The organism is Saccharospirillum sp. (assembly GCF_039982735.1).
Classification (GTDB): domain Bacteria; phylum Pseudomonadota; class Gammaproteobacteria; order Pseudomonadales; family Natronospirillaceae; genus Saccharospirillum.
This window is the reverse complement of the sequence record NZ_JBDWXV010000020.1, coordinates 46629-73351: the sequence shown is the minus strand read 5'-3', so window position 1 is coordinate 73351 and position 26723 is coordinate 46629. Positions and strand designations below refer to the sequence as shown.

Annotated in this window: 25 protein-coding genes; 21 read left to right on the top strand and 4 right to left on the bottom strand. The window is 57.6% G+C overall.

The features are described 5' to 3' along the window. Nucleotides 1-142 precede the first annotated feature (142 nt). The 3 genes from ABJT94_RS17475 (at nucleotide 143) to ABJT94_RS17465 (ending at nucleotide 2207) form a co-directional block, all read left to right on the top strand. The gene (locus tag ABJT94_RS17475) at nucleotides 143-679 is read left to right on the top strand and encodes a GNAT family N-acetyltransferase (protein ID WP_348477391.1); all 537 of its coding nucleotides are present in this window, start codon (nucleotides 143-145) and stop codon (nucleotides 677-679) included. Nucleotides 680-824: 145 nt separating this feature from the next. Continuing rightward, nucleotides 825-1715, top strand: a complete 891-nt coding sequence (locus ABJT94_RS17470) for a hypothetical protein (protein WP_348477392.1) — start codon at nucleotides 825-827, stop codon at nucleotides 1713-1715. An 81-nt stretch (nucleotides 1716-1796) separates the two neighbouring features. Further along, entirely contained in the window at nucleotides 1797-2207 is a 411-nt protein-coding gene (locus ABJT94_RS17465) for a hypothetical protein (protein WP_127556772.1), read from the top strand. Nucleotides 2208-2581: 374 nt separating this feature from the next. Here ABJT94_RS17465 and ABJT94_RS17460 read toward each other — a convergent pair whose 3' ends face one another. Then, nucleotides 2582-3103, bottom strand: coding sequence for an adenylate kinase (locus ABJT94_RS17460; protein ID WP_348477393.1), 522 nt, complete (start codon nucleotides 3101-3103; stop codon nucleotides 2582-2584). Nucleotides 3104-3436: 333 nt separating this feature from the next. Here ABJT94_RS17460 and ABJT94_RS17455 point away from each other — a divergent pair, with 333 nt between their 5' ends. Continuing rightward, nucleotides 3437-4186 (top strand): glycerophosphodiester phosphodiesterase family protein, encoded by a 750-nt coding sequence (locus ABJT94_RS17455; RefSeq protein WP_348483231.1) that lies wholly within the window; start codon nucleotides 3437-3439, stop codon nucleotides 4184-4186. A gap of 15 nt (nucleotides 4187-4201) precedes the next feature. Here the strand turns inward: ABJT94_RS17455 and ABJT94_RS17450 are convergent, their stop codons facing one another. After that, the gene (locus tag ABJT94_RS17450; protein WP_348477396.1) at nucleotides 4202-6034 is read right to left on the bottom strand and encodes a methyl-accepting chemotaxis protein; all 1833 of its coding nucleotides are present in this window, start codon (nucleotides 6032-6034) and stop codon (nucleotides 4202-4204) included. Nucleotides 6035-6228: 194 nt separating this feature from the next. On the opposite strand from ABJT94_RS17450, the gene iadA reads away from it, so the two are divergent. From iadA to ABJT94_RS17410, 8 genes are all read left to right on the top strand, one after another. After that, nucleotides 6229-7401 (top strand): beta-aspartyl-peptidase, encoded by a 1173-nt coding sequence (iadA, locus tag ABJT94_RS17445; RefSeq protein WP_348477397.1) that lies wholly within the window; start codon nucleotides 6229-6231, stop codon nucleotides 7399-7401. A gap of 107 nt (nucleotides 7402-7508) precedes the next feature. Further along, complete coding sequence (locus ABJT94_RS17440) at nucleotides 7509-8423, top strand: GlxA family transcriptional regulator (protein ID WP_348477398.1); 915 nt, start codon at nucleotides 7509-7511, stop codon at nucleotides 8421-8423. A 357-nt stretch (nucleotides 8424-8780) separates the two neighbouring features. Then, complete coding sequence (locus tag ABJT94_RS17435) at nucleotides 8781-9986, top strand: aspartate aminotransferase family protein (RefSeq protein WP_348477400.1); 1206 nt, start codon at nucleotides 8781-8783, stop codon at nucleotides 9984-9986. A 262-nt stretch (nucleotides 9987-10248) separates the two neighbouring features. Next, complete coding sequence (locus tag ABJT94_RS17430) at nucleotides 10249-11262, top strand: arginine N-succinyltransferase (RefSeq protein WP_348477401.1); 1014 nt, start codon at nucleotides 10249-10251, stop codon at nucleotides 11260-11262. Between the two features lie 15 nt (nucleotides 11263-11277). After that, complete coding sequence (astA, locus tag ABJT94_RS17425) at nucleotides 11278-12330, top strand: arginine N-succinyltransferase (protein ID WP_348477402.1); 1053 nt, start codon at nucleotides 11278-11280, stop codon at nucleotides 12328-12330. Further along, complete coding sequence (gene astD, locus ABJT94_RS17420; RefSeq protein ID WP_348477404.1) at nucleotides 12323-13792, top strand: succinylglutamate-semialdehyde dehydrogenase; 1470 nt, start codon at nucleotides 12323-12325, stop codon at nucleotides 13790-13792. The genes astA and astD overlap by 8 nt, the downstream gene beginning before the upstream one ends. Beyond that, nucleotides 13789-15129 carry an N-succinylarginine dihydrolase gene (gene astB / locus ABJT94_RS17415; protein ID WP_348477406.1) on the top strand — a complete coding sequence of 447 codons (1341 nt, stop codon included), beginning with the start codon at nucleotides 13789-13791 and terminating at the stop codon, nucleotides 15127-15129. Before astD ends, astB begins: the two co-directional genes overlap by 4 nt. 175 nt (nucleotides 15130-15304) lie before the next feature. Then, the gene (locus tag ABJT94_RS17410) at nucleotides 15305-15808 is read left to right on the top strand and encodes a response regulator (protein ID WP_348477407.1); all 504 of its coding nucleotides are present in this window, start codon (nucleotides 15305-15307) and stop codon (nucleotides 15806-15808) included. A 455-nt stretch (nucleotides 15809-16263) separates the two neighbouring features. Here ABJT94_RS17410 and ABJT94_RS17405 read toward each other — a convergent pair whose 3' ends face one another. Then, nucleotides 16264-17391, bottom strand: a complete 1128-nt coding sequence (locus ABJT94_RS17405) for a PilT/PilU family type 4a pilus ATPase (RefSeq protein WP_348477409.1) — start codon at nucleotides 17389-17391, stop codon at nucleotides 16264-16266. A gap of 197 nt (nucleotides 17392-17588) precedes the next feature. Further along, nucleotides 17589-18623, bottom strand: a complete 1035-nt coding sequence (locus tag ABJT94_RS17400; RefSeq protein ID WP_127556789.1) for a type IV pilus twitching motility protein PilT — start codon at nucleotides 18621-18623, stop codon at nucleotides 17589-17591. Between the two features lie 289 nt (nucleotides 18624-18912). Here ABJT94_RS17400 and ABJT94_RS17395 point away from each other — a divergent pair, with 289 nt between their 5' ends. From ABJT94_RS17395 to waaA, 9 genes are all read left to right on the top strand, one after another. Next, entirely contained in the window at nucleotides 18913-19626 is a 714-nt protein-coding gene (locus ABJT94_RS17395) for a YggS family pyridoxal phosphate-dependent enzyme (protein ID WP_348475847.1), read from the top strand. 46 nt (nucleotides 19627-19672) lie between these two features. Further along, nucleotides 19673-20497 (top strand): pyrroline-5-carboxylate reductase, encoded by an 825-nt coding sequence (gene proC, locus ABJT94_RS17390; protein WP_348475848.1) that lies wholly within the window; start codon nucleotides 19673-19675, stop codon nucleotides 20495-20497. Nucleotides 20498-20753: 256 nt separating this feature from the next. Further along, nucleotides 20754-21356, top strand: a complete 603-nt coding sequence (locus ABJT94_RS17385) for a YggT family protein (RefSeq protein ID WP_348475849.1) — start codon at nucleotides 20754-20756, stop codon at nucleotides 21354-21356. A 74-nt stretch (nucleotides 21357-21430) separates the two neighbouring features. Then, complete coding sequence (locus ABJT94_RS17380; protein ID WP_348475850.1) at nucleotides 21431-22579, top strand: homoserine O-acetyltransferase; 1149 nt, start codon at nucleotides 21431-21433, stop codon at nucleotides 22577-22579. Continuing rightward, nucleotides 22579-23169, top strand: a complete 591-nt coding sequence (gene metW / locus ABJT94_RS17375) for a methionine biosynthesis protein MetW (protein WP_348475851.1) — start codon at nucleotides 22579-22581, stop codon at nucleotides 23167-23169. The genes ABJT94_RS17380 and metW overlap by 1 nt, the downstream gene beginning before the upstream one ends. A gap of 4 nt (nucleotides 23170-23173) precedes the next feature. Then, entirely contained in the window at nucleotides 23174-23623 is a 450-nt protein-coding gene (locus ABJT94_RS17370) for a DUF4426 domain-containing protein (RefSeq protein WP_348475852.1), read from the top strand. Continuing rightward, a complete protein-coding gene (rdgB, locus tag ABJT94_RS17365) occupies nucleotides 23620-24231 on the top strand; it encodes an RdgB/HAM1 family non-canonical purine NTP pyrophosphatase (protein WP_348475853.1) in 612 nt (203 codons plus the stop codon). Before ABJT94_RS17370 ends, rdgB begins: the two co-directional genes overlap by 4 nt. Next, the gene (gene hemW, locus ABJT94_RS17360; RefSeq protein WP_348475854.1) at nucleotides 24228-25394 is read left to right on the top strand and encodes a radical SAM family heme chaperone HemW; all 1167 of its coding nucleotides are present in this window, start codon (nucleotides 24228-24230) and stop codon (nucleotides 25392-25394) included. Before rdgB ends, hemW begins: the two co-directional genes overlap by 4 nt. Further along, a complete protein-coding gene (gene waaA, locus ABJT94_RS17355) occupies nucleotides 25391-26713 on the top strand; it encodes a lipid IV(A) 3-deoxy-D-manno-octulosonic acid transferase (protein ID WP_348475855.1) in 1323 nt (440 codons plus the stop codon). The genes hemW and waaA overlap by 4 nt, the downstream gene beginning before the upstream one ends. Nucleotides 26714-26723: the final 10 nt, after the last annotated feature.

Sequence of the window (26723 nt, the reverse complement as noted above, 5' to 3'; positions counted from 1 at the left end):
TGATCATGAACGTTTTAACCGGGGCGCTCATGGCATGACAACAGGCCCCGATCCAGGTTAACAAGAGAATGAGTGCCGACGTGACTTACCGTGACATCCAAACACCCGAATCCAAAACCGGCTCAACACACGAGGCAGCGCCATGTTAACCACAGAGCGCCTCGTTCTGGTAAGCCCCGAGGTCATCAAAGCCCCGGTACTGCTCGACTTTCACTTACAAAACGCTGACCATTTTGCCCAAGCAGGCGGCACATTGCCAGAGTCTCTCCGTATCTGCCGGCAACGCCTGAAAGCGGAAACCACGCTCTGGAAAAACGATCGGTCCTACCGGTTCTATGGCTTGCTCGAAGGCGAGCTGATTCTGGATGTCAGCCTGAGCAATCTGGTGCGCGGTGTGTTCCAGGCCGCGCATCTGGGCTACAAGATAGCGGAGCATCACACTGGCCAGGGCTTAATGACAGAAGCCGTCGATGCGGTGGTACGACACGCCTTCAATCGGTTGCGCCTGCACCGGATAATGGCCAACTACCAACCCTGGAACACCGCAAGCGGCCGAATACTCGAAAAGCTCGGGTTCGAACGGGAAGGGTTTGCCAAAGACTATTTGTTCATCAATGGCCAATGGCGAGACCATGTACTGACATCGAAAACCAATAAAACATTCCAGTTCAAACAATGACCACGTCGCGCCGAATGTGCTCATTGATGTCATGGTTTATATACAGGATCATCAAACGCCATCAATTGAACATTTGTCTACTCGATCACAAATTCAATCACACCGGTTTGTACGAAAAAAATTCTGCTGATATCTTCGATCTCAATTGACAGCATGCGACATTCGTCGCAATGCTGATGGAAAAAACCGCCAAGGACGTATTCGCCACCCGTTACCGACCAAACAGCATCCGCTGTTATTCACTGATTTCGCCCGTGCCGTTTGTGTGTTGCGCTTGCGTAATAGCAACAGACTTTTAGTGCCGGAAGAAATTCAGCGGACGGCTGACAGCGACATACTGACAAATGCAACTCACCCTGGATGGACCCAGACAGTGTTGAAATCCCTTATTCTTTCACCACCCCGGCAGTTGATCGAAAAACTGCTCCCGACCTCCGACAACGTCGTCGTTACCCTTTACGACAAGTTTGGTCATTCGCATACGGGCACCGTCTTATCCGTGTCGGCAGAACGAGGCCTGATCGGCCTGCAGTCCGATGGCAAGAGGGGCAAAGATATTTCCCTCAGCGTACTTGCGCTGAACGATATCGTGTCATTTATGCTGCATCAGGCAGAAGCACATCTGGAACACCTTACCAGCGCCAAACCCTCCAGTCAGACTACCTCAAGTGCACCCTATGGCTTTGATTTTGACGACTATTTGCTTACACAGCAGACCATGCTCAAGACAAACTATGGGTTAACACTTGAGCTTTCTCTCGATCAGGCAGACATCGAAGACGAGGCTTCCGAGACCCGGGTCAAGAACATGGTCGACAAACTAATCGACCTCATTGCCAAAACCAGTCAGGACGAGTTTGGTCTTCAGATGGTCGCCACCCTCAGTACTATCCACATCGTGAATAACGAAGCGCAGTTGATCTCCATAAAAAGAGCGGAATCAGCCCTTCGGGTCCAATACGATTACCGGGCCAGTTCGGGCACACAGGCACAACTCGCCGATAAACTGAAAGTCTTGTTTGAACGGGTTCTTTAAGTTCGGCGCTTCCTCAATGGTTGAGAAAGGCCGTTTTTTATACCTGGCCAATAACCAGGTGACGTTAAGAAGGAGCAAGTAATGGGTTTAGCAGAAAAGAAAGCCGCGCGTGAGTTTCAGAACAACCGTTTCGAATCTCTGAAAAAGCAGATCGACAAGGAAGCGGGCTTCGAAGTAGACGTTGAAGTGAACTGGGAAACATTACAAGTTGAAAAGTACTCACACCTTTTTGATGAAACCTGGCCCAAGGTTTACTTTCACCCTTTGATCAAAGCGCTGAAGGAAATGTGCTCGGAAGATTTTGCACAGGAAGCCGTTCAGGAAGGGCTCAAAAAAGTCGTTATCCAGAATTACAGCGATAACCACAACTCTGATCGTTTTGCTACGTTCAAAAACGGCGTTTTGACGTTAAATCACTCACCGATCTTCAACGTAGACCAGATCGACGATCGGGCTCACAACATCCAAACCGTTGTCGAGAAAGAACTCTGAACTAGGAACCACCATCTGTACTCCCACCCTTGCCGTCTTTACCTCGGGTGGGAGCCTTCAGCACACAAAGGGAACACTCAGGGGCAAACCCGGAACGGCTGTTAAAACGCACGTTAATCTGGCCGTGCTTGAGTAACAACTCTCCCCCGACCTACTCGGTGTGCTTTGGCTGAGCTTTATGGCAACGGATAAAATGACTCACCATCTCTACCGGTACATCCTACAACTGAAAAACCAAGCGGTCACAGTACCGCCTGCATCGTCCAGGCATTGAGTGGGAGCTGACCAGGGAGCCTATTGCTCCAGTCAGCCTCCAGTGTCAATAATGCGAGATCAATAACACTCGATCACTATAATCTCCAACCCTGTGTCTGTTAAACAGACTCGACATGCTGTTCAACAAAACGATTCAGCTCAGAAACGGACCGAATAACATACAGCGATTTAACTACCGACATACCTTCCAGCTTGCTGACAAACCCATCATTCCAGAACCTTGGGCATTGTGTTAATACTCTATAGCTTTCCAGGGTTCCCTTTAACACTGAACTCCCTTCAGGCCAGCCTTCCGGTCTTACAACCAAGCCTTTCAAACAACGCTTTGTCACCAGCCAATAGCTGACAAAATAGGGCAAATCGATGTAGACCAATGTATCCGCCATGTGCAACCGACGATAGAATGACTCGATGGGTCCAAAGCCATCAATGAGCCAGTGCTCTGACGTCAGTATCGATTCATGTTTGTCTTCGTAAACTTGCCGATCGACCAGGCTTCCATTGCTTTCATATAGAATTGAATCCAATGGATACAACGCAACTCCTGTAGCGAGTGCCAGACGCTTGCTTAAGATGGACTTACCACTACCCGGTTTACCGAAAACGGCTATCTTCTTCATTCTACCTCCATTAAATGAGACTAAACCCATGAGGCAGACACAAAAAACCCGCCTCTTGGGCGGGTTTGATCAATCACGAACGCATCAAAAACCCACCATTCCTATAGAATGATGATAATTCTGTCTGCCTGTTGCGTACGGTGAGTATGCATTATCGATTGCATTGCTGATGATGTTTCCACGAGTTCAAATCTTATCTGGCCCTCAGAGTCTATACTCACATTAAAGAAAAGAGAGCGTTGTTGGTGAGCCCCTGAGCAACTCACTCTTGCACCATCCTACCAGAAGAGGAAAATAGCCCCCAATCAACTTTCCGCCACGAGGGCCCACGTCATGCCATATCTAATGCCAGCTCTAATAGGTCACCGGGGCGTTGCGAGTGAAGCCCCCGAGAATACAGCCATTGGCCTGAAACGCTGCAAGTCGCTTGGCATCAAGTGGGTGGAGCTGGATGTTACCCAGGCCGGGGATGGCAGCCTGGTGATGATGCACGATGAGACCCTTGAACGGTTTGGCGGTCGGGCGGAGCGGATCAGTAATATGGACCGGGAGGCACTGATGAAGGTGGATGCGGGCACCTGGTTTTCGCCCGTGTTTGCCGGTGAACCTTTATTGTTTCTGGAAGAAGCGCTGGATCTGGTGAAGACCCTGGGGCTGGGGCTTAACCTGGAAATTAAAGTAAACCCGGATTTGCCAGTGGCGCCGTTGGTCGATGCGGTGGTTGCAACCCGAGGGTTGGATGCGTTGCACAATGGAGAGCGGCTGGTTATTTCCAGTTTCGATCATACCGCGCTTGCCCGGGTTGCACAGCAGAAGCCAAACTGGGCGCTGGGCGCTTTGTATGAAGGGGTAACGGAGCAATGGGCCGAAAGCCTGGCTGACTTTACGCCCTACAGCATTCATACCGATTTCGAAACACTCACGGCTGAACTGGCAGCGGAGATTCGGGCTCAGTACCCCCTGTATTGCTACACAGTGAACGACCCTATTACCTTCCAGCGCCTGCTGGATAAGGGCGTGAACGGGGTCTTTTCAGACCGCGCCCACGCGCCGGATATGCGGGCTTTGGTCAAGGCTGGCTGACACCCCCTACACCTATCAAACTTTGAAACGATCGGCCTGTTCGCGCAGGCGCTCGGCGTCTTCGGCCATGGTGCGCACACCAGCGACGGTTTGCTGGGCCTGTTCCGCTACCTGAGCAATCAGGGTTGCAATGCTCGTTACGCTGTTGTCGATGGAGTCGGTTGCTTCAGCCTGTTCCTGCGTCGCCTGGGAAATGTGTTCGTTGGTGGCGCGAATGTCGCCCACTACCGTTACCACTGAACGCATCGCCTCGCCGGCGCTGGCACTGAGCGTACCGGCCGAGGCGGCGGATTCCACGGCACGTTGCATGGCCGCCACGGTGGTGTTCACTTCGTTGGAAAAGTGCGCCACCATCGTTTTAATCTCTTCGGAAGATTGCTCGGTTTTTTGCGCCAAAGTACGTACTTCATCGGCCACGACGGCAAAGCCCCGACCCTGCTCGCCAGCGCGCGCAGCCTCAATGGCAGCGTTAAGGGCCAGCAGGTTGGTTTGCTCGGAAACGCCATGAATCACATCGACCATGGCGTGAATGTCTTTGGTGCGGTCGGCCAGGGCGTTCAGGTTGCCGGAGGCGGTGCGAATCTCCTGCTCCAGGGCCGTTACCTGCTCGCCGCTGGCGACGGCTTGGTCGCTGCTGTTGCGGCAGGCAGCTTCTACATCCATGGCACGGTTGGCCGCTTCCGTGGTGTGTTCATTAATGCCGCGCACGGTGGCTGACAGCTCGTTGATGGCGGCGGCGACCAGATCTACCTCGGTATTCAAACGGTCGAGTATCTGACGGATGGATTCATTGGCCTGTGAATTCTCCGAGACTTTTTCAGCCATTGACTCGGCGCTGCTGCGCACATCCTGAACAATGCTGCTGAAGCTGGTCAGCATGTTGTTGAAACTCTTGGCAATGCGGCCCACCTCGTCGCGGCGCTTCAGGTGCACTCGCTGGGTCAAGTCGGCGGTTTCATCAATGCGTTTAATGGCTTTTTCGAGTTGCAGCACGGGCTGGCTGACCGAGCGGGATAGAATAAAGCCGACCACAATAAACAGCACGCTCACCACCGCCGCCGTCAGCCACCCCTGACGCTGGGTGGAACGGCCCCGATCGACCATGGTTTCAATACCCGCTATCAGGGTTTCACTGCCGTCGGCCACTCCGGCCGCTGCGCGTTCAACATCCAACACAGACGTTTCCAGGCTGCTCAGTGCATCGGTCACGCTGCTGTTGGCCGCGACCACCGCTTCAGATGAGAGCATGGCCACCACTTCCATCATGGTGTTCATTGAAATGAAGTTACTCTGGGTGCTCTGCACAATGCGTTGGCCTTGCTCGGCATTACCCTGTTCGAAGGCTTCCAGCGCGCGCTCAATGTTGCTGTTGAAGTCATCCAGATCGAGCAGGAACACATCAATGGCCTCGGCCAGCTCCTCATCCAGCTCCCCCAGGGCCTGCACCGCGTCGCGCAGTTGCACCTCAGCCCGGTCACCTTCGCCAATATCGGTGGAAGACAGCGAGGCCGTAGAAGCCAGGCGCCAGAACAAGAAGGCCGGGTAGCGTTCCAGCGCAACCGCCGTTTGCTGCTGCACCTGTACCGCTTGCAACTGGTCTGCCAGTGCTACCTGTTGTTGTTCAAGCTGGCGTTTTTGCTGCTGCAATACCTCACTTTGGCGGGTGAGCGTGGTGCGCTGTTCGTCTACCAGGTCGGCCTGGCTCTCGCTTTGCGCCACCAGATCCTGAACACCGGCCATCACAAAGGCAAAACCGAGCAGCAACAATATGACCAACACGCCCACCAGCAGCTGCGTGCGCACAAACAGCGTCCAGTTACGGGGGTTGGCCTTGGCAATTAGGGACATCGTTCAACTCCAATGGCACGCCAGCCTGAGGGCGCGGGGTATATTAATGAATCTCAGTATAGCTTTAAAAACAGGCGCCTCGTTTTCATCATTGCGGCCTGTGGCACTGCCTTGCCTTGGTGCAAGAGCGGCAGCCACGTATGATGGCCCGACACATTCCTACAAAAACATTCAGGACAGGACACCGACTCGATATGCTGACTTTGATCCGTGGCGCCCACCTTCTGGCACCGGAAGACCTGGGCATTCAGGACGTACTGATCGCCGCTGGCTCCATCATCGCCATCGGCACAGATCTGAACCTGTCGGGCACCGTTGATATAGAGGTTATCGACGCCCGGGGCCAATACTTGACGCCCGGCCTGGTCGACACCCTCACTCACATCACCGGTGGCGGCGGCGAAGGCGGCTTTCACACCCGCACCCCGGCCATGACGTTCAGCGACGCGATTGGCGGGGGCGTGACCACCGTTACCGGCGTTCTGGGCACAGACGCCATCTCCCGAACACTGCCCGACCTGCTCGCCAAGGCCGCCGGACTCGAAGCCGAAGGCCTCACCGTGGTTTGCCACACAGGCTCTTACCAGGTACCGGTGCGAACGCTTACCGGAAGCATCCAGCAAGACATTATGCTGATCGAGCGGTTTGTGGGTGTCGGCGAAGTCGCGATAGCAGACCACCGTGGCAGTCAGCCTAGCTGGCAGGAACTGGCGCGCATTGGCGCTGAGGCCCGGGTCGGCGGCTTGCTCAGTGGCAAGGCAGGGATCGTCAGCATTCACGTCGGCGAGGCCAGCGAACAGCTGTCGTTGTTGTTCGATGTCGCCAACCAGTCGAACATACCCCTCAGCCAATACTACCCAACGCACATGAATCGGTCGCCCGAACTGCTGCAAGACGGCCTGCGCTTCATCAAAGGCGGCGGCAGCATCGACTTCACCGCCAGCCATACGCCCGAGATTCTGGACGCCGGCGAAATCAAATGCGCCCATGCCCTGAAATACGCCCTGGACCGGGGCGCCGATGAAGACCGCCTGACCTTCAGTACCGATGGACACGCCAGCCTGCCTCATTTCAATAAGGAAGGTATACTGGAAAGCCTGAAGGTCGGTGCCATGGATGCCATGCTGAACGAATACCGCGATGCCGTACTTGAAGAAGGCATACACCACAGCACCGCACTGAAAGCAGTTACTGCCAACCCGGCCCGAGTCTTGAAACTGCCCAGAAAAGGCCGACTGGCTCCCGGCTGCGACGCCGATCTGCTGCTGCTGGATAAAGACACCCTGGCGCTGCGGCGCGTAATGGCCAAGGGCGACTGGTGCCTGGCCGACGGGGAAACCCTCAAAAAAGGCACCTTTGATCGTTGACCGACGGTTTAATCAGTACCTTTGTTTTCCATACAACAACGCCCCACCGCGGAGAGTAACAGGTGACACAACGCATTGGTTTTATCTTACTGCCCGGATACTCCTCTATGGCCTACGTATCCGCCATGGAACCTCTGCTGGTGTGCAACGAACTGACTGGCGAAGACGCCTTCAGCACCTTTACCGTGGCGCTGTCCGGCAATAAAACGTTTTCCAGCCTCGGCAACCGCATGGACACCGATTTCAACCTGGACGACGCTCCGGACGCCGATGTCTGGGTCGTCGCCGGCACCTCACCGGCGCGCCACCCTGCCACGCCGGGGCTGGATGACTTTCTGCGGGCAGTGCCCACACGCTGTTCCCTGGGCGGGCTCGCCTCCGGCACCTACGTACTGGCCCGGCTGGGCCTGGTGAACGGTTACCGGGCCGTGGTGCACTGGCTGAGCTACGACGAGCTGTTGAAAGAACACAAATCCATCCTGCTGGCTTCCGAACAATTCTGCATTGACCGCGACCGGCTCACCTGCCGGGGCGGCAGCTCAAGCCTGGACATGATACTGATGTGGATCGCCCGCAACATCAGCGCCGAAACCGCCGAAGCTGTTTCCCGCCATTTCGTCAACGAACGCCTCGGTATTCCATCCGACACCGTGCCGCAACAACTGAGCGAGCGCACCCGCGCCGAACAACCCAAGCTGGCTGAAGCGCTGGAGCTGATGGATGCCAACATTGAAGAACCACTGACCACTGACGACATCGCCTTTCACGTCAAAATCAGCCGTCGCCAGCTGGAACGACTGTTCAAAAAGCACCTGAACGCCGTGCCAAGCCGCTATTACCTGCAGATCCGGCTGGAAAAAGCCCGGAACAAGCTGCTTTCCTGCTCGGAAAGCATTGCGGAGATAGGCCTGAGCTGCGGCTTCTCTTCCGGCGCCCACTTTTCTACGGCCTATCGCAACCAGTACGGTCTTACCCCATCGGAAGACCGAAGCCTGCATCAGAAGATGTCCATTGATAAATAATCTTGTCAGTTCAACAAAAAGAATCAGAACTTCGTGGTTATTTAACCACTGAGCATCCAAGGACAGCCGGGTGCGTCTACTGGGGGCCGTTAGACCGCATGGATGCGGTCTCCGAGCTTACAGGGAGGTATTTGCAGCGTGCCCCCAGTAGACGTACCCGGCTGTCCGACAGGCACCAGAGCAGTTCGGACGATATAACCTCGTGTCGCACCCCCGTAACCTTTTAGCCCCGACTTTCTCTATGATAGTCACCATAGCGTTCCCGCTGACTCTGCACAGTCGGCAGACAGAACGGACCCGATAACCGGTTGCACCGCCCAACACAGACGGCGCCAGCCCAAACCAGTGGAAATCGAGATGAGCGATATTACCAGAGCACAATTTGATGACGTCATGGTCCCGAACTACGCCCCGGGCAAAATCATTCCCGTCAAGGGCAAAGGCTCGCGCGTCTGGGATCAGGACGGCCGCGAATTCATCGACTTCGCCGGCGGCATTGCCGTAAACGCCCTGGGCCACGCCCACCCTGCACTGGTAGAAGCACTGACGACACAGGGCCAGAACCTCTGGCACCTGGCCAACGTGATGACCAACGAACCGGCCATTGCCCTGGCAAAACGCCTGACCGAGCTGACCTTTGCCGACAAAGTCTTTTTCTGCAACAGCGGCGCCGAAGCGAACGAAGCCGCCCTGAAGCTGGGCCGTCGTCACGCCTTCCTAAAGTATGGCCCCCAGAAAAACGAGATCATCTCCACTCTGAGCTCCTTCCATGGCCGCACCCTGTTCACCGTATCGGTCGGTGGCCAGCCCAAGTACAAGGAAGGCTTTGAGCCTACGCCGGGTGGCATCAGCCACGTACCTTACAACGACCTGGACGCCATGGCCGCCCAGATCTCCGACAATACGGCGGCCGTCATCATCGAGCCGATTCAGGGTGAGGGCGGCGTTACCCCAGGCAAGAAAGAATACCTCGAAGGCGTGCGCGCCCTGTGCGACAAGCACAACGCCCTGCTGATCTTCGACGAAGTACAAAGCGGTGTTGGCCGTACCGGCGAACTCTACGCCTACCAGAAATACGGCGTCACACCCGACATTCTGTCTACCGCCAAAGCGCTCGGCGGCGGCTTCCCGATTGGCGCCATGCTGACGACCGACAAGTGCGCAGAAAGCCTGGGCATCGGCACTCACGGTTCAACTTACGGCGGCAACCCGCTGGCATGTGCGGTATCGCTGGCGGTGATCAATGAAATCACCAAACCGGGCGTACTGGATGCCGTTGAAACCAAATCACAACGGTTCCGTGATGGCCTGCAGAAGATCAACGACCAGTACCACATCTTCAAGGAAGTGCGCGGCATGGGCTTGTTGCTCGGCGCAGAGCTGACCGAAGACTGGGCCGGTCGCGCCAAGGATTTTCTCGGTGCCGCTTTGGATGAAGGCCTGATGATGCTGATTGCGGGGCCAAATGTATTGCGCTTCACCCCGTCTCTGATCATCCCGGATGAAGACATCGACGAAGGCCTGGCACGTTTTGAGAATGCCGTTGCAAAGCTGGTTAGCTAAAGAACTGAATTAAATCTCGAGCTTCGACACTTGCGCGATGCAAGCGACGGGTGCCGGTGATACCTCTGCGAGGGAGTCCGCAGCAGGGATGCTGCGGTCTAGGCCCCATGGATGGGTTCACGCCGACCTCGCAGAGGTATTACCGGTAGCCGGCGCGGACCCCGCCAGGGCTTCCGAAGCCTGAGTAGAATATTCAGGCCGAAGTGTTCGGCCACACTGAATGACCGGGGCCTGTTAATGGCCCTTTGTGAGAGGACGCACCATGCTCGTTGTTCGCCCGAGTAACTTCGTGGACCTGACCAGCATCGAACGATTGCTGAATGCCACCGATGCCCGCGTGACAACCCTGCCAAAAGACAGGGATAAGCTGTCGGAGAAAATCGGCCAGTCCGACGACGCCTTTAAAAGTGGCATCGACCAGGATGGCCCGGCGTCGTTTCTGTTTGTGCTGGAAGACACCGACAACCAAAAGCTGATGGGCACATCGGGAATCGATACCGAAGCCGGCGGCGGTTATCCGTTTTTTAATTACCGGATGGATGCTGTGGTTCACGCCTCGCATCACCTCGATGTCAGTTCCAAGGTACCGGTCTTGTTTCTGTCGCATGAGCTGACCGGCAAAACGCTGTTGCGCTCATTTGCCATCGACCCGGACCATAAAAACTCCGATGCATTTGATTTGCTGTCACGCGCGCGGCTGCTGTTTATGGCCTGTCTGCCTGAGCGGTTTCACCGCGAAGTGATTATAGAGATTCAGGGCATATTCGACGACAAGGGTGAATGCCCGTTCTGGGATGCGGTTGGCCGACACTTCTTTGGCATCGACTTTAATACAGCCGATTACTACTGCAGCGTGAAAAGCAAAACCTTTATGTCGGAACTGATTCCACAGCACCCGATTTATGTACCGCTGCTGCCGGAAGTGGCGCAGGGCAACATTGGCCAGAATCATGAAGCGGCTAATCGCGCCTGCCAGTTGTTCTACCGTGAAGGTTTCAGTAAAACCGTCTTTATCGACCCGTTCGACGGTGGACCGGTGCTTACCGGCGAGCTAAACAATCTGTTCACGCTCAAGCAGGTGCGCCACAAAAAAGCGCGGCCGAGCGATGTGGTCGGCGGGCTGAAATACCTGATCAGCAATCGTTCACTGAGCGATTTCCGCTGCACCATTGGCACCCTGGTAGACGGCATTGGCGAGACCATTCGCATACCCGAAAACGTCGCCGAGGCCCTCAACGTCAAAGAAGGCGACCCCATCGCCTACGCGCCGCTATAAGGAAGGAATACGACTATGTACATTCGTCCGGTAGCGCCAACTGATATCGATGCGCTGTGCACCATGGCCAAAAACTCCGGAGTGGGGGTCACCACCCTGCCGGATAACCGCCAGAAAATGCAGGCCAAACTCGATAAAGCCGTGGCATCGTTTAAGAAAGAACTCCCCGAAAAAGACCGGCTTTATCTGTTCGCGATGATCGACCCCAGCAACGATGAGATTGCCGGCATTTGCGCACTCGAAGCCAGCATCGGGCACGACGACATCTGGTACAACTACCACGTTGGTAAGACCGTGCATGCCTCCAAAGACATTGGCGTGCACAAGATCACCAAAACGCTGTATCTGAGCAACGACCTGACCGGCAGCTCCGAAATCTGCACCCTGTTTTTGATGCCGGATTACCGCCAGAACCAGAACGGCCAGTTGCTGAGCAAAAGCCGCTATCTGTTCCTGGCCGAATTTCAGGACCTGTTTGGCCGGGACATCATCGCTGAAATGCGCGGTTTCAGCGACGAAGAGGGAAAATCACCGGTTTGGGAAAGCCTGGGGCGGCACTTCTTCCAGATGGAATTTTCCGACGCAGACTACCTGACGGGCCTTGGCAACAAAGCCTTTATTGCCGAACTGATGCCCAAGTTCCCAATCTATGTCCCCATGCTGTCGAAAGACGCCCAGGAAGCCATCGGCAAGGTCCACCCGGATACCGAGCCTGCCCTGGCAATGTTGAAAGCGGAAGGTTTCGACTTTAACGGCTATGTGGATATTTTTGACGGTGGCCCTACCGTCTCGGCCCGCGTTGCCAACGTTCGTGCCGTTAAAGACAGCCAGCTGTATACCGTCGCCGTGCAGGATGAAACGCCTGTACCCGACCTGACCCGAAAAGATGGCTTAACCCTGGTATCTAACCGCCGGTTCGACGACTACCGGGTCAGCCTGATCAATACCGCGGCCATCGATGGCACCACCCTTCACCTAAGCACGGCCCAGGCCAGCAACCTGCAGGTGACTGCAGGCGATTCTGTCCGCGCCGTCGCGCTGAGACCCCGGAGACCCTCCGATGACTGAAGCAAGACTCTTTATTGGCGGCCAGTGGCACACTGGCCACGGCGATCACCTCGACTCCATCAACCCGATCGATCAATCGGTTGTCTGGGCGGGGAATACCGCCAGCGCCGACGATGTCGACCAGGCGATTAACGCCGCCCGTACCGCCTTTGCTGAGTGGAAGCACCGTTCACTGGATGAGCGCATCGCTATCTGCCGCAAGTTTGCCGGAGGCCTGAAAGACAACCAGGAAAAACTGGCGCGAGTGATCGGCAGCGAAACCGGAAAACCCCTGTGGGAAGCGCGTACCGAAGTGGGCGCCATGGTTGGCAAGATCGAAATCTCGATCAAAGCTTACAACGAGCGCACGGGCGTTACTCGCAGTGAACTGCCAGACGGCGAAGCCGTATTACGCCATCGCCCACACGGCGTTGTGGCCGTATTCGGACCGTATAACTTCCCCGGCCACCTGCCCAATGGGCACATTGTTCCCGCCATTCTTGCGGGCAATACCGTGGTATTCAAACCCAGCGAGATGACGCCCAAAATGGGCGAGGAAACCGTTCGGATCTGGGACGAAGCTGGCTTGCCCAAGGGCGTCATCAACCTGGTTCAGGGTGCGAAAACCACCGGTGTAGCGCTGGCCGGACACCCCGGCATCGACGGCCTGTTTTTCACCGGCTCCTCGACTGTCGGCGAGATCCTGCACAAACAGTACGGCGGCCAGCCAGGCAAAATTCTGGCGCTGGAAATGGGTGGCAACAACCCGCTGATCGTCGATACCGACATCGACACCGATGCGGCCCTGCACCATGTCATTACCAGTGCCTTCATTTCAGCCGGGCAACGCTGCACCTGTGCACGTCGCGTCTTCATCGCCAACGGCGAACAGGGCGATGCCTTCCTGGCCCGCTTGATCGAAGCCACTCGCAACCTCAAGGTCGGCCACTGGGACGCCGACGACCAGCCTTACATGGGTTCCGTGGTATCACTGCCCGCCGCCGATGCCTTGCTGGAGGCCCAGAAGATGCTGATCAGCAAGGGCGGACGCAGCTTGCTGGAAATGACGCGTCATGAAGCAGGCACGGCCTTGCTGACACCGGGCATCGTCGATCTAACCGACGCCAACGACGTGCCGGATGAAGAATACTTCGGCCCGCTGCTGAGCATCTACCGCTACGACAGTTTCGACGACGCCATTGCCGGGGCAAACAACACCCGCTACGGCTTGTCGGCTGGCCTGCTGTCAAATGACCGGGCCCGTTATGAGCAATTCATCGATGAGATTCGCGCCGGCATCGTCAACTGGAACAAGCCGATCACCGGCGCCAGCAGCGGCGCCCCCTTCGGCGGCGTAGGTGCCAGCGGCAACCACCGCGCCTCTGCCTATTACGCGGCAGACTACTGCGCCTACCCGGTCGCCTCGATGGAAAGCCCGACCCTGACCAAACCCGAAACCACTGCGCCGGGAATGAACCTATGACCGCCTTTGAAATGAACCTGGATGGCCTGGTTGGGCCAACCCACAACTACGCTGGCCTGTCTTACGGCAACATCGCCTCGCTGAGCAATGAAAGCGAGGCGTCCAACCCGAAAGAAGCCGCCAAACAGGGGCTGCGCAAAATGAAAGCGCTGTCGGACCTCGGCTTGCGCCAGGGCATTTTGCTGCCGCACGAGCGCCCCGCCATCTGGGCGTTGCGTGAACTGGGGTTCAGCGGAACAGACGCCCAGGTGCTGGAGAAAGTCGCCAAACAGAACCCGGCGATTTTAAGCGCGGTCAGCTCTGCCTCCTGCATGTGGACCGCCAATGCCGGCACCGTATCGCCCAGCGCCGATACGGCCGATGGCCGGGTGCATTTCACTGCGGCCAATTTGAACGCCAAGTTTCACCGTTCCATCGAGCACCCAACCACCACCCGGATGCTCAAATCAATCTTTCGTGATGAACGTTACTTCGCCCATCACGATGCCCTGCCTGCCGTCAGCTTCTTCGGCGACGAAGGTGCCGCCAACCACACCCGGTTCTGCGGCCAGTACGACAGTTCCGGTGTCGAATTGTTCGTTTACGGCCAGGAAGCCTTCAACCAGAACGCGCCGCGCCCACAGCGCTTTCCCGCGCGTCAGACGCTCGAAGCCAGCCAGGCCGTGGCCCGGTTGCATGGTCTGGGTGACGATCAGGCGGTTTTCGCATTGCAGAAGCCAGAGACCATCGATGCCGGTGTGTTCCACAACGACGTGATCGCCGTGGGCAACCGAAACGTGCTCTTCTATCATGAGGAAGCCTTCGCCGATACCGACGCGGTGCTGGACGAGCTGCAACGCAAGCTGGGCGACGTCAAACTCATTGCCGTCAAAGTTCCGACGGCTGAAGTCTCCATTCTGGACGCCGTGCGTTCTTACCTGTTCAACAGCCAGCTATTAAGCCTTGCTGACGACAGCATGATGCTGGTAGTGCCCGGCGAATGCCGCGAGACCGGACCGGTAGCCGACTTTCTGGACCGCCTGATGGCCGACCCCGGCAACCCGATCAACCGGGTGGAAGTGTTCGATCTGAAACAGTCGATGCAAAACGGCGGTGGCCCGGCTTGTCTGCGTTTGCGCGTGGCACTGACCCAGTCCGAGTACGAAGCCATGCATCAGGGCATCATCCTCACCGATGCGCTGTTCAACTCGCTGAACGACTGGGTCGACGCTCACTACCGCGATCGCCTGAGCCAGGCCGACCTGGCCGACCCCAAGCTGCTGATCGAGAGCCGTACTGCATTGGACGAGCTAACCCGCCTGACCGGCGTTGGCACCATTTACCCCTTCCAGCGCTGACCGTTTCCGCGGGCTCAACCGAGCCCGCAATTTTCCCCAGAAAGAAACCCCGAATATCGTCAAATTACCTTTGCATTGCTTAAAAAAAGCACTATCTTTAGGGATAACGACTATGGATGGCAGCCCTTGTTCGCCTGGAATTCAGGTCAGGGGGCACAGCAGAGGCGAGGCTTTAATGGCATCGATGAATTGGCTAGACGAAAAGACCAGAGACGGCGAAGAACCTCCGAATGCTGGCTGGCAAGTGCTGGTCGTCGATGACGAACCCGAAGTCCACGCGGTGACCCGCCTGGCCCTGCGCCGCTTTACCTTTGAAGACCGCCCCCTTGTTGTCCACACGGCCTCCAGTGGACAGGAAGCACTGGCCATCGCCCATGAGCTGGGCGAAGAACTCGCCATGGCCATCATCGATGTGGTGATGGAAACTGACCGCGCCGGTCTCGACCTGGTCAAAGCCATTCGCGAGGAAGTTGGCAACCACCTCACCCGCCTTGTGCTGCGCACCGGCCAACCCGGCAGCGCTCCGGAAACCGATGTGGTCCGAGATTACGACATCAACGACTACAAAGAAAAAACAGAACTCACCGCCCAAAAGTTCCAGACCATGATGTACGGTGGCCTGCGCAACTACCGCGATCTGCGTTTAATGCAGGATGCTGTGTTGGCTAAGACTCATTAGTTTGGTGGCACGAGCCTGTGTCATGAGTCAGAAATTCGAAGGGTTATTTCCTGCGGTACCAACCTTTTACTTTGCGCCAAACGGGCCATCGGGTGCGCCTACTGGGGCACGCTGTAAATACCTCCCTGTAAGCTCGGAGACCGGATATGAATCCCCTCCATGGGATTCACCCTTCGGGCTCGCTTCGCTCATGCTAAAACGCTCCCGGCGTTTTAGTCCATGCGGTCTAACGGCCCCCAGTAGACGCACCCGACAGCCCTTCGATTCTTGGTCGGTTAATCATCACGAATTTCTGACTCAAGACACAATACAACGGTTACTCATGCAAAGTAGCCACTTTCCCGCGCAGGCAATACCAAATATTGATTTTTTGATGCAACGGTTAGCACCCAACCAAGTGCCGGCTGCCGTAGGCACCCGAGCCACAGTAAACGTCAGCCACCGAAGCAAACCAATCAGTAGTCGTCTGTACCCTGAATGGAAAGCTTGGCGGCCTGGCCGGTGAGATGGCCCGGGTCGGTTTCCTGATCCAGTTTGATCATCAGGCGCAGGTCGTTGGCGGAGTCTGCATAGCCGAGGGCGTCTTCGTAGGTGATTTCGCCGCGTGAATAGGCTCTGAACAACGCCTGATCGAAGGTTTGCATGCCTTGCTCTGTGGACTTGGACATCAGATCTTTGAGCAGGTGAACCTCGCCCTTGCGGATGTGGTCGGACACCAGCGGAGTGTTGACCAGCACTTCGATAATGGCTTTGCGGCCATTACCGTCGGGCGTTGGAATCAATTGCTGGGCGACGATGCCTTTCAGGTTCAGCGACAGGTCCATCCACAACTGGCGTTGCCGGTCGGACGGGAAGAAGTGCATGATGCGATCTAGCGCCTGGTTGGCGTTGTTCGCGTGCAGTGTTGCCAGACACAGGTGACCGGTTTCGGCAAACGCCATGGCGTAATCCATGGTTTCTTTGGTCCTCACCTCACCGATCATGATCACATCCGGCGCCTGACGCAGGGTGTTTTTCAGGGCCACTTCAAAGCTGTCGGTATCGAGCCCCACTTCGCGCTGGGTCACGATGCTGCCTTCGTGCTGGTGAATAAATTCGATCGGGTCTTCAATGGAAATAATGTGGCCGCGCGAATTGCGATTCCGGTGACCGATCATCGCCGCCAGGCTGGTCGATTTACCCGTGCCGGTTGCGCCGACAAAGAACACCAGGCCCCGTTTGGTCATGGCCAGTTTTTTGATGATATCCGGCAGGCCCAGGTCTTCAAGGCGTGGAATCTGGGTTTCGATGCGTCGCAGTACCATGCCCGCCAGATTTCGCTGGTGAAAGGCACTGACCCGGAAGCGGCCAATGCCGCGCGCCGATATCGCGAAGTTGCATTCCTGAGTATCGGAAAACTCGATTCGCTGTTTGTCGCTCATTACCGACATCACCAGCTCTCGGGTCTTCTCCGGGCTGAGCGGGTTTTTGGTGACGTGCACCACCTGGCCATTCACCTTCATACTGGGCGGTACGCCAGCGGTAATGAACATGTCAGAGGCGCCTTTTTCGACCATCAGACGCAATAAACGATCAAATTCCATACTCAATCCTGTTGTGGCTCGGCAACTTACCGGGTTGGTCGGGGTGGCTGTGGGCCGCGACGGCTACCGGTGACGCCTCGTCGGGGTCGGCGTTAATCCATCCATGGAGCCTAGGCCGCAACATCCATGTTGCGGACTCCCCCGCCGAGGCGTCACCGGCATCCGCCGCTGGTCACCTGGAAACCTCGAGCTTGGTTCTAAAAATTATCGGGCTGTTTTGCTTTCTCACGCGCAACCTCGCGACTGATCAGCCCGCGTTGCATCATGTTCTGCAGGCATTGATCGAGCGTCTGCATGCCCAGCTGCGCGCCGGTCTGGATGGCAGAGTACATCTGCGCCACCTTGTCTTCACGGATGAGGTTCCGGATCGCGGGTGTGCCGATCATGATCTCATGGGCTGCGACCCGACCGCCGCCGTTCTTTTTCAGCAGGGTCTGGGAGATGACCGCCTGCAGCGACTCCGAGAGCATCGATCGGACCATGGATTTTTCTTCAGCCGGGAACACGTCGACCACCCGGTCGATGGTTTTTGCAGCTGAGGTGGTGTGCAGGGTGCCAAAGACCAGGTGACCGGTTTCTGCCGCAGTCAGTGCCAGACGAATGGTTTCGAGATCGCGCAGCTCGCCGACCAGAATGATGTCCGGGTCTTCGCGCAAGGCCGAGCGCAGGGCTTCCGAGAAGCCGTGGGTGTCGCGGTGCACTTCACGCTGGTTGACCAGGCATTTCTTGGATTCGTGCACGAATTCGATTGGGTCTTCGATGGTCAGGATGTGTTCGTATTTGGTTTCGTTGATGTAGTTGATCATCGCCGCCAGGGTGGTCGACTTGCCCGAGCCGGTCGGACCGGTCACGAGGCAGATGCCACGGGGCACCATGGCGATGTCTTTGAAGACCTGGCCCATGCCCAGGTCGTCCATGGTCAGTACTTTGGACGGAATGGTCCGGAATACCGCACCGGAGCCCCGGTTCTGGGTGAAAGCGTTCACCCGGAAACGGGCCACACCAGGTACTTCGAAGGAAAAGTCGGTTTCCAGGAATTCTTCGAAGTCCTTGCGCTGCTTGTCGTTCATGATGTCGTAGATCAGCGAATGGACTTCTTTGTGCGACAGAGCAGGGAGGTTGATGCGGCGAATATCGCCATCGACACGGATCATCGGCGGCAAGCCCGATGACAGGTGCAAGTCGGATGCGTTCTGCTTGGCACTGAACGCCAGTAATTCTGTAATATCCATGAGACTCCTCACTGCCAGTCTGTCACAGCGGCCGGGTTGGCATGCCGTCGCTATCGTTCATAGGGTCAGGTCACGCTCGGGGCGCCTGCCAGGCCATAAGATACATTATTCAGACGGTGCCAAAATAGGTATGCTGTCGGCTTTTGAGACTCAGCCTTCAAAATGACGCTGTCGAACTCGACAGTCGCCTGTTTGGCTGATCTGCAATCAGTGTAACCGAACGTCGGTTTTTTGCGAGCAACAGACACTGGTCGTGCCCGCCACCACGCCGATTAAGCCCGAGGACACCATGACTGCCGCCCAAAACACCGCTTTCAGTGACCGGCTGGCCAAAGTAAAGGCCCGCATTGCCGCTGCCTGCGCCCGCAGTGACCGCCCGCCAGAAGAGATTACCCTGGTCGCCGTGAGTAAAACCTGGCCTCTGGCCGACCTGGAAGCCGCCATGGCTGCTGGCGCGACGGACCTGGGTGAAAACTACGTGCAGGAAGCGGTCGACAAGATCACCCACTGGCAGGGGCCAGCTCCGGTCTGGCACTTTATTGGCCCGCTGCAGAGCAACAAAACCCGCCAGGTCGCGGAGCTGTTTGACTGGGTGCACAGTGTCGACCGGTTGAAAATTGCCCGTCGTTTAAGCGAGCAGCGCCCACCCGACAAAGAGCCGTTGTCAGTATGCATTCAGGTCAATATCAGTGACGATCCGGCCAAGGCAGGGGTAGCACCGGGCAACGTGGCGGGTCTGCTCTCCGACATGGCCGGGCTGGAAAATCTGACCGTAGCCGGTTTAATGGCCATTCCCGCAGTGGATCTCGCTGAGTCCACCCTGCGCCAGCAATACAGTGAATTGAAAACACTGCGCGACACCCTTATTACCAGATATCCGGACTGCAAAGCGCTGTCGATGGGTATGAGCGGTGATTTTGAGCTGGCCATTGAATGCGGCGCCACCCACGTTCGGGTGGGCAGCGCCCTGTTCGGGCAACGCCACTACTCTGCACAGAGCTGACGCTGATCAGCTACTGTATTTAACCTGGTTACGACAAGGAGACACCATGCAACAGCAGCCCATCATCGGATTCATAGGCGCCGGTAACATGGCCGGAGCCATCATTGATGGCATGCTGGCCAGTGGCTACCCGGCCGATCGTATCTGGGTGTGCGACCGCAACGCGCCCAAGCGCGACGCCTTCGCCGCCAAGGGTCTGCAGGCCACCGATGACAACAATGCCCTGATCGAGAGCTGTGAAGCGGTCGTGTTAGCCGTGAAACCCCAGGTACTGAAGCAGGTTCTGGAACCGCTACGCGACGCGTTTCAGGCGAGTAAACCGCTGGTCGTCAGTGTGGCCGCCAGTGTCACGGCAGAAGCCATCGATCGCTGGCTCGGCGGCGGCTTTGCCGTCATCCGCACCATGCCCAATACCCCCTCTCTGGTCATGACCGGCGCCACCGGCCTGTATGCCAATGAAGCCGTCGAGGCCAGCGAACGCGAAGCCGTTGAGGCCATCTTCAGTGCCATCGGCGTCGCAGTCTGGGTAGCAGACGAAGAGGACCTGCACTCGGTAACCGCCACCAGCGGCAGTGCCCCGGCCTACTTCTTCCGCTTTATGGAAGCCATGCAAAAAGCGGCCGAAGATGCCGGGCTCGATGCAGACACCGCGCAGCGTCTTATTGTACAAACGGCTATGGGTGCGGCGCGCATGGTTGAGCAAACCGGTGAAACACCGGCACAATTGCGCAAGAAGGTATGCTCACCCAAGGGCACCACCGAGCAGGCTATCTTCAGCTTCGAGCGCGACGACATCGACGCCGTCGTAGCCCGTGCGATGCAGGCCTGCATGGATCGGTCGCGGGTGTTGTCGCAGGAACTGGCTGAATAATTTAATCGCTAACCCCAAGTTTCGGAGTTTGCAATTAACTGAGTGTCGGGTGTGGGGTGTGCCTTTCCGGGGAAGTCCGCAGCATGGATGCTGCGGTCTAGGCCCCATGGATGGGTTGACGCCGAGCGATATGTCGCACCACCCGGAAAGGCATACCCCGCGCCCGGCACGAGCTTATGGCAATGTATCACGAACAACAGGCATCACCCTGCATCACAGGGTATGATTAACACAGACTCATCAAAGGAGTGTCCGAATGCTGGGCCCGCTTATCGTACTCATTTTGAAAACGGCGTTTGGTATTTTACTGATCAGCCTGGTTGCCCGCTTTCTGGCACAGATCGCCCGGGCGGATGTGCGCAACCCGCTGGCGATGACGGTGCTGCAAATCACCGACCCGGTGCTTAAACCCATGCGCCGCATCATTCCAGGCCTCGGCGGGCTCGATCTGGCGTCATTGCTGTGCATCTGGATCGGCCAGTTCATTCTGGGTTGCCTGATCTTCGCCGCCATGGGAGTAAACCCCATGGCACTGGGTGGCCAATTGGTGGTCTGGTCACTGCTCGGTGTGGCCGGCATTCTGCTGACTGTGCTGCAATGGAGCATGATCATCGTTGCCATTGGCAGCTGGATTTCCATGGGCCAGCAAAACCCTTTGCTGGGTTTCCTCGGCCAGCTGGTCGAACCTTTTGTTGGCCCGTTCCGTCGCCTGAACCTGAACATTGGCATGCTTGATCTGTCGTACATCATCGCCTTTCTGGTGCTGATTATCCTGCGCGACTTTATTCTCGGCGGCATGATTCTGCCCCAGACCGGGTATTCCACCGTCGGTGGAATCAGCCCGATTCTGGGGCTGTGAATCTGGGTTTAACACACCGAATTGCTGACTCATTACCGGCCAACCTGACTGGCCGGTCTCCCGGGACATCGTAAATGCCAACAGAAATACCCGCCGACAGCGTCGGGCTGATTCAGCCGCAGTCGGCCTTTTTTGAAGACGCCCTGCCCTTGCGCTGCGGACGCAGTCTGTCGAACTACACCCTGGTGTATGAGACCTACGGCAACCTGAACAAGGATGCCTCCAACGCCATTCTGATCTGCCATGCCCTGAGCGGACACCACCATGCGGCGGGCTACAACAGCGTTGAAGACCGCAAACCGGGCTGGTGGGATGCCTGCATCGGCCCCGGCAAGGCCATCGACACCAACCGCTATTTTGTTGTTAGCCTGAACAACCTGGGCGGCTGCCACGGCTCCACCGGCCCAATGAGCCAGGACCCGGAGACCGGCCGCCCTTACGGACCGGACTTCCCGATCATCGCCGTACGCGACTGGGTGAAAAGCCAGGCGCGGCTGGCCGATCGCCTGGGTATAGACTGCTGGCATGCTGTGATCGGCGGTAGCCTCGGCGGCATGCAGGCACTGCGCTGGTCGATCGATTACCCGGACCGCCTGAAAGGTTGTGCCGTTATCGCTTCGGCACCCAAACTGAGCGCCCAAAACATTGCCTTTAACGAAGTGGCTCGCCAGGCCATCGTCAGCGACCCGGATTTCCATCAGGGCCGGTATTTCGATCACGATACCCGCCCCAAACGCGGTCTGATGCTGGCGCGGATGCTCGGGCACATTACCTACCTGTCCGACAGCAGCATGCGCGAGAAATTTGGACGGGACCTGCGCACCGGCAAGCTGAATTTCAATTTCGATGCCGATTTCGAGGTTGAGTCCTACCTGCGCTATCAGGGTGAGAATTTCTCGGACCAGTTCGATGCAAACACCTATTTGCTGATGACCAAGGCGCTCGATTATTTCGACCCGGCGGGCGACCACGACGGCGACCTCGCGCGCTGCCTGAGCCAGGCCCACTGTCGCTTTCTGGTTACCTCCTTCAGTACCGACTGGCGTTTTGCCCCGGAACGCAGCGAAGAACTGGTGCGCGCCCTCACCCGGGCCCGCCGCCAGGTCAGCTATCTGGAAATCGAAGCTCCCCAGGGCCACGACGCCTTCCTGTTCCCCATTCCAGAATACGTGGCGCTGATCGAAGGCTTTCTCGGCTCACTGGCCAACGGAGGGACAGTCTGATGCGCCCGGATCTCGACTACATAGAACGCTGGATCAACAATGGCAGCCACGTGCTCGACCTGGGCTGCGGCGATGGCAGCCTGCTGGCCCTGTTGCGCCAGCGCAAACAGGTGACCGGCTACGGCATGGAGATCGATACCCAGAACATTCTGTCCTGCGTACGCCAGGGCGTGGATGTGATTCATCAGGACCTGAACGAAGGGCTGGACGACATTGACGACCAGAGCTTCGACACCGTGATCATGACCCAGTCTCTGCAGCAGACGCACAAGCCGGACCGCATTGTTGAGGACATGCTGCGCATCGGCAAGCAGGCCATCGTCACCTTTCCCAACTTCGGGCACTGGACAGTGCGCTCCTATCTGGCCCTCCACGGGCGCATGCCGGTCTCGGAAAACCTGCCGTACACCTGGTACGACACGCCCAACATTCACTTCTTCACCTTTCGCGACTTTGAGGTGTTATGTCGGGAACGAAACATTAAAATACTGGAACGCACGGTGGTGGACCGCAACCACCAAGCCAACTGGAAAATCAGTCTGATGCCCAACCTGATGGGCGAAATCGCGCTCTACCACATTACACGGTGACCCCATGTTATTGAGATACACCACAACGCTGATGCTGAGCCTGGCGCTGCTGTTCAGTACCGCCCAGGCCGACCAGAAAGTCACCTTTAACGGTTATGAACTGCATTACATTGCTTTCAACAGCACCATGCTGACGCCGGAAATCGCCGGGCAATATGGCCTGACACGCTCCGGGCAGCGTGCCCTGCTGAACCTGTCGGTACTGGAACAGCGCCGCAACGACGTTGCCGTCCCGGTGCCGAATGCCGAGGTATCGGTACGGGTACGCAACCTGCTGGGGCAAAGCAACCGGCTCGAGATGCGCGTAATCGAAGAACAGAACGCGCGCTACTTCATCGGCTCGGTGCCCTTTGATGACCGTGAAGTGCTCTGGTTCGACATCGAAGTCAGCATTCCCGGCGAACGCGACTTTGAATACAGCTTCAGCCAGGAACTCTGGGAGGAAGACGCATGAGCCAGTGGGTCCTCGCCTCCGGCAATACCGGCAAACTGGCTGAATTCAGCCGTCTGCTCGAGCCGCTGTCGATTACCGTGCGCCCCCAGGGCGAGTTCGGCGTCAGCGATGCCGATGAAACCGGCTTGAGTTTCATTGAGAACGCCATTCTGAAGGCACGCCATGCCGCGGCAGCGACCGGTTTGCCGGCCCTGGCCGATGATTCCGGTGTCGTCGTTGACGCCCTGAACGGCGAACCGGGCATTTACAGCGCCCGTTTTTCGGCCAGAGCGGGCGGTGAATCCGGCGACAGCGCCAATATCGACTATCTGCTGGAGCGCCTGGCAGGGGTGCCCGAACCGGACCGCGGCGCCCATTATTACTGCCTGCTGGCCTTCGTTCGCCACGCCAGCGACCCTACCCCCCTGATCGCCGAAGGCCGCTGGGATGGCCGTATTCTGACCGAACGGGTCGGCACCGGTGGTTTCGGCTATGACCCGGTGTTTTATTTGCCAGCACAGGATTGCACCGCCGCCCAGCTGGAATCGGCCCTGAAAAATCGCCTGTCGCACCGTGGCCAGGCCATGGCCGCCTTCATGCCCCGGCTGCAAGCCTTGCTGGCGCAATGACCGAGATCACGACCCCCAGAACGCACCTGCCACCGCTGTCCGCCTACGTGCACGTACCCTGGTGTGTGCGCAAATGCCCCTATTGCGATTTCAACTCGCATGCGCTCGACCCCGGGCAAATTCCGGAAACGGACTACCTGGCGAGGCTGTTCGAAGATCTGCAACAGGATGCATCTCTCGCCCTGGGTCGGCAGTTGCACAGTGTCTTCTTTGGCGGCGGCACACCGAGCCTGCTGTCACCGTCGGCTATTGGCCAGATTCTGACTGAGCTGGAACGCAGCATCGGCTTCAGTGACGACTGTGAAATCACCCTCGAAGCCAACCCGGGCACGGTCGACGAAGCGCATTTTCGCGGCTTCAGGGACGCCGGTGTCAATCGGCTGTCGATTGGCATCCAGAGCTTCAACGATGCTCACCTGCAGCGCCTGGGCCGCATTCACGACCGGAACCAGGCCCTGCACGCCGGTGACCGGGCCCGCGCCGCCGGTTTCGACAATTTCAACCTGGATCTGATGCACGGCCTACCCGACCAGACTGAAGCCGACGCCCTGGCCGACCTGAACCAGGCAATCGCCCTGAACCCCAGCCACCTCAGCTGGTATCAGTTGACCATCGAACCGAACACCGAGTTTTACCGCAAGCCACCCGCACTGCCGGAAGACGACACCCTCTGGGCCATTCAGGAAGCCGGCCAGGCAAGGCTGGCTGAAGCGGGGTTTAGCCAATACGAAGTCTCCGCCTACGCCAAACCCGGCAAGCGCTGTCAGCACAACCTCAATTACTGGGGCTATGGCGACTATATCGGCATCGGCCCGGGTGCCCACGGCAAGGTCACCCGAACCAGCCCGTTCGATATCATTCGCACTCGCAAAACGAGACTGCCGAAAGATTATCTGAACCGCGACCGGTTACTGATTCGCCACGAAGAAAGGGTTGCCATCGAGGACCGGCCGTTCGATTATTTCATTAATACCCTGCGTCTGGTCGAGGGCCGCCCGGCCGAAGAATTCAGCCGGGTCACCGGCCTGGCCTGGGCCGAGATTGAACCCACTCTTATCCGGTTGCGCGATCAGGGTATGCTGGAATGGGAGCACGGATCGTTACGCACAACCGACCGGGGTTTCCTATACTTGAATGACCTACTGGCGCATTGGCTGACATGACACGACTGTTGTTTACCGCTCTGCTGTATTGCCTGACGCCGGCCCTGCTGCTGCGGCTGTGGCTGCGCGGGCGCACCTTGCCGGGCTACCGGCAGCGCTGGCGCGAGCGCTTCGGGCACTGGCCGGCCATGCCCGAAGGCGCGCTCTGGCTGCACAGCGTCAGTGTGGGCGAAACCATTGCCGCCCGGCCTTTTGTCGAACGCTGGCTGGCGCGCCATCCGGACATTCCGGTGATCATTACCACCATGACCCCGACCGGCAGCGAAACGGTACAGGCACTGTTTGGCGACAAAGTTCACCACGCCTATCTGCCCTGGGATTACCCGCACGTTTATCGACGTCTATTACCCCGGCTGAACCCCAAAGCCCTGGTAATCATGGAAACCGAGCTCTGGCCCAACCTGATCAACGCCTGCGACCGGCACCGGGTGCCGGTGTTTCTGGTCAATGGCCGGCTCTCGGAACGCTCGGCTCGGGGCTACCGCCGCTTCCGGGCGCTCACCCGGCCCATGCTGCAGCAGCTGACCGGCATCGCCGCCCAACACTGGCCCGACGCCGAACGCTTTGAGTCTCTGGGGGTAGCGGCGAGCAACATCGAAGTCACCGGGTCAATCAAGTTTGATCTCAGCATCTCCAGTAAGCTGACCGGCGACATCGCCGCCTTCGCCCGTGGCATCAAAGGCCGGCCTGTCTGGGTAGCGGCCAGCACCCATGGTGGCGAAGAAGAAGGCTTGCTGGACGTGCACCGACGCATTACCACAGTGCTGCCAGACGCCCTGATGATTCTGGTGCCGCGCCACCCGGACCGTTTCGAAACCGTATCGGATATCGTCGCCGCATCGGGCCTGCGTTTTAGCCGGCGCAGTCAGCGCAGTCAGCCGCGCGACAACGACCAGGTGTACCTGGCCGATTCGCTGGGAGAACTGATGGTATTCTTCGGCGCTGCCCAGGTTGCCGTAATGGGCAACACCTTCAACGACGGCGGCGGCCACAACCCCATTGAACCGGCGGCGCTGGGCAAGCCGGTGCTGGTTGGCCCCAGTTTCACCAACTTTCAGTCGATCATCAGCGCCATGCAAAAGGAACAGGGTATTATCGTCGCCGATACGTTAGAAGCGCTTGAAAAGCGTCTGCTCGGGTTGCTCAAATCCCAGGACCTACGCGACACCTTTGGCCAGCGCGCTTATGTGTTTTACCAGCACCAACAAGGCGCACTGCAACGGTTGGAACACTGGCTTGACCGTCACCTGAACCTGGTCGACCCCAATACCGACCCGTCACGCCGCGCTCTGCCGCCCAAGATCAGCTCAGATCGCTAACCGGCGATAT

Coding starts and splice junctions, on each gene's coding strand:
- ABJT94_RS17475 (WP_348477391.1), top strand. CDS start 143: ATGTTAACCACAGAGCGCCTCGTTCTGGTAAGCCCCGAGGTCATCAAA.
- ABJT94_RS17465 (WP_127556772.1), top strand. CDS start 1,797: ATGGGTTTAGCAGAAAAGAAAGCCGCGCGTGAGTTTCAGAACAACCGT.
- ABJT94_RS17460 (WP_348477393.1), bottom strand. CDS start 3,103: ATGAAGAAGATAGCCGTTTTCGGTAAACCGGGTAGTGGTAAGTCCATC.
- ABJT94_RS17455 (WP_348483231.1), top strand. CDS start 3,437: ATGCCATATCTAATGCCAGCTCTAATAGGTCACCGGGGCGTTGCGAGT.
- ABJT94_RS17450 (WP_348477396.1), bottom strand. CDS start 6,034: ATGTCCCTAATTGCCAAGGCCAACCCCCGTAACTGGACGCTGTTTGTG.
- iadA (WP_348477397.1), top strand. CDS start 6,229: ATGCTGACTTTGATCCGTGGCGCCCACCTTCTGGCACCGGAAGACCTG.
- ABJT94_RS17440 (WP_348477398.1), top strand. CDS start 7,509: ATGGCCTACGTATCCGCCATGGAACCTCTGCTGGTGTGCAACGAACTG.
- ABJT94_RS17435 (WP_348477400.1), top strand. CDS start 8,781: ATGAGCGATATTACCAGAGCACAATTTGATGACGTCATGGTCCCGAAC.
- ABJT94_RS17430 (WP_348477401.1), top strand. CDS start 10,249: ATGCTCGTTGTTCGCCCGAGTAACTTCGTGGACCTGACCAGCATCGAA.
- astA (WP_348477402.1), top strand. CDS start 11,278: ATGTACATTCGTCCGGTAGCGCCAACTGATATCGATGCGCTGTGCACC.
- astD (WP_348477404.1), top strand. CDS start 12,323: ATGACTGAAGCAAGACTCTTTATTGGCGGCCAGTGGCACACTGGCCAC.
- astB (WP_348477406.1), top strand. CDS start 13,789: ATGACCGCCTTTGAAATGAACCTGGATGGCCTGGTTGGGCCAACCCAC.
- ABJT94_RS17410 (WP_348477407.1), top strand. CDS start 15,305: ATGGCATCGATGAATTGGCTAGACGAAAAGACCAGAGACGGCGAAGAA.
- ABJT94_RS17405 (WP_348477409.1), bottom strand. CDS start 17,391: ATGGAATTTGATCGTTTATTGCGTCTGATGGTCGAAAAAGGCGCCTCT.
- ABJT94_RS17400 (WP_127556789.1), bottom strand. CDS start 18,623: ATGGATATTACAGAATTACTGGCGTTCAGTGCCAAGCAGAACGCATCC.
- ABJT94_RS17395 (WP_348475847.1), top strand. CDS start 18,913: ATGACTGCCGCCCAAAACACCGCTTTCAGTGACCGGCTGGCCAAAGTA.
- proC (WP_348475848.1), top strand. CDS start 19,673: ATGCAACAGCAGCCCATCATCGGATTCATAGGCGCCGGTAACATGGCC.
- ABJT94_RS17385 (WP_348475849.1), top strand. CDS start 20,754: ATGCTGGGCCCGCTTATCGTACTCATTTTGAAAACGGCGTTTGGTATT.
- ABJT94_RS17380 (WP_348475850.1), top strand. CDS start 21,431: ATGCCAACAGAAATACCCGCCGACAGCGTCGGGCTGATTCAGCCGCAG.
- metW (WP_348475851.1), top strand. CDS start 22,579: ATGCGCCCGGATCTCGACTACATAGAACGCTGGATCAACAATGGCAGC.
- ABJT94_RS17370 (WP_348475852.1), top strand. CDS start 23,174: ATGTTATTGAGATACACCACAACGCTGATGCTGAGCCTGGCGCTGCTG.
- rdgB (WP_348475853.1), top strand. CDS start 23,620: ATGAGCCAGTGGGTCCTCGCCTCCGGCAATACCGGCAAACTGGCTGAA.
- hemW (WP_348475854.1), top strand. CDS start 24,228: ATGACCGAGATCACGACCCCCAGAACGCACCTGCCACCGCTGTCCGCC.
- waaA (WP_348475855.1), top strand. CDS start 25,391: ATGACACGACTGTTGTTTACCGCTCTGCTGTATTGCCTGACGCCGGCC.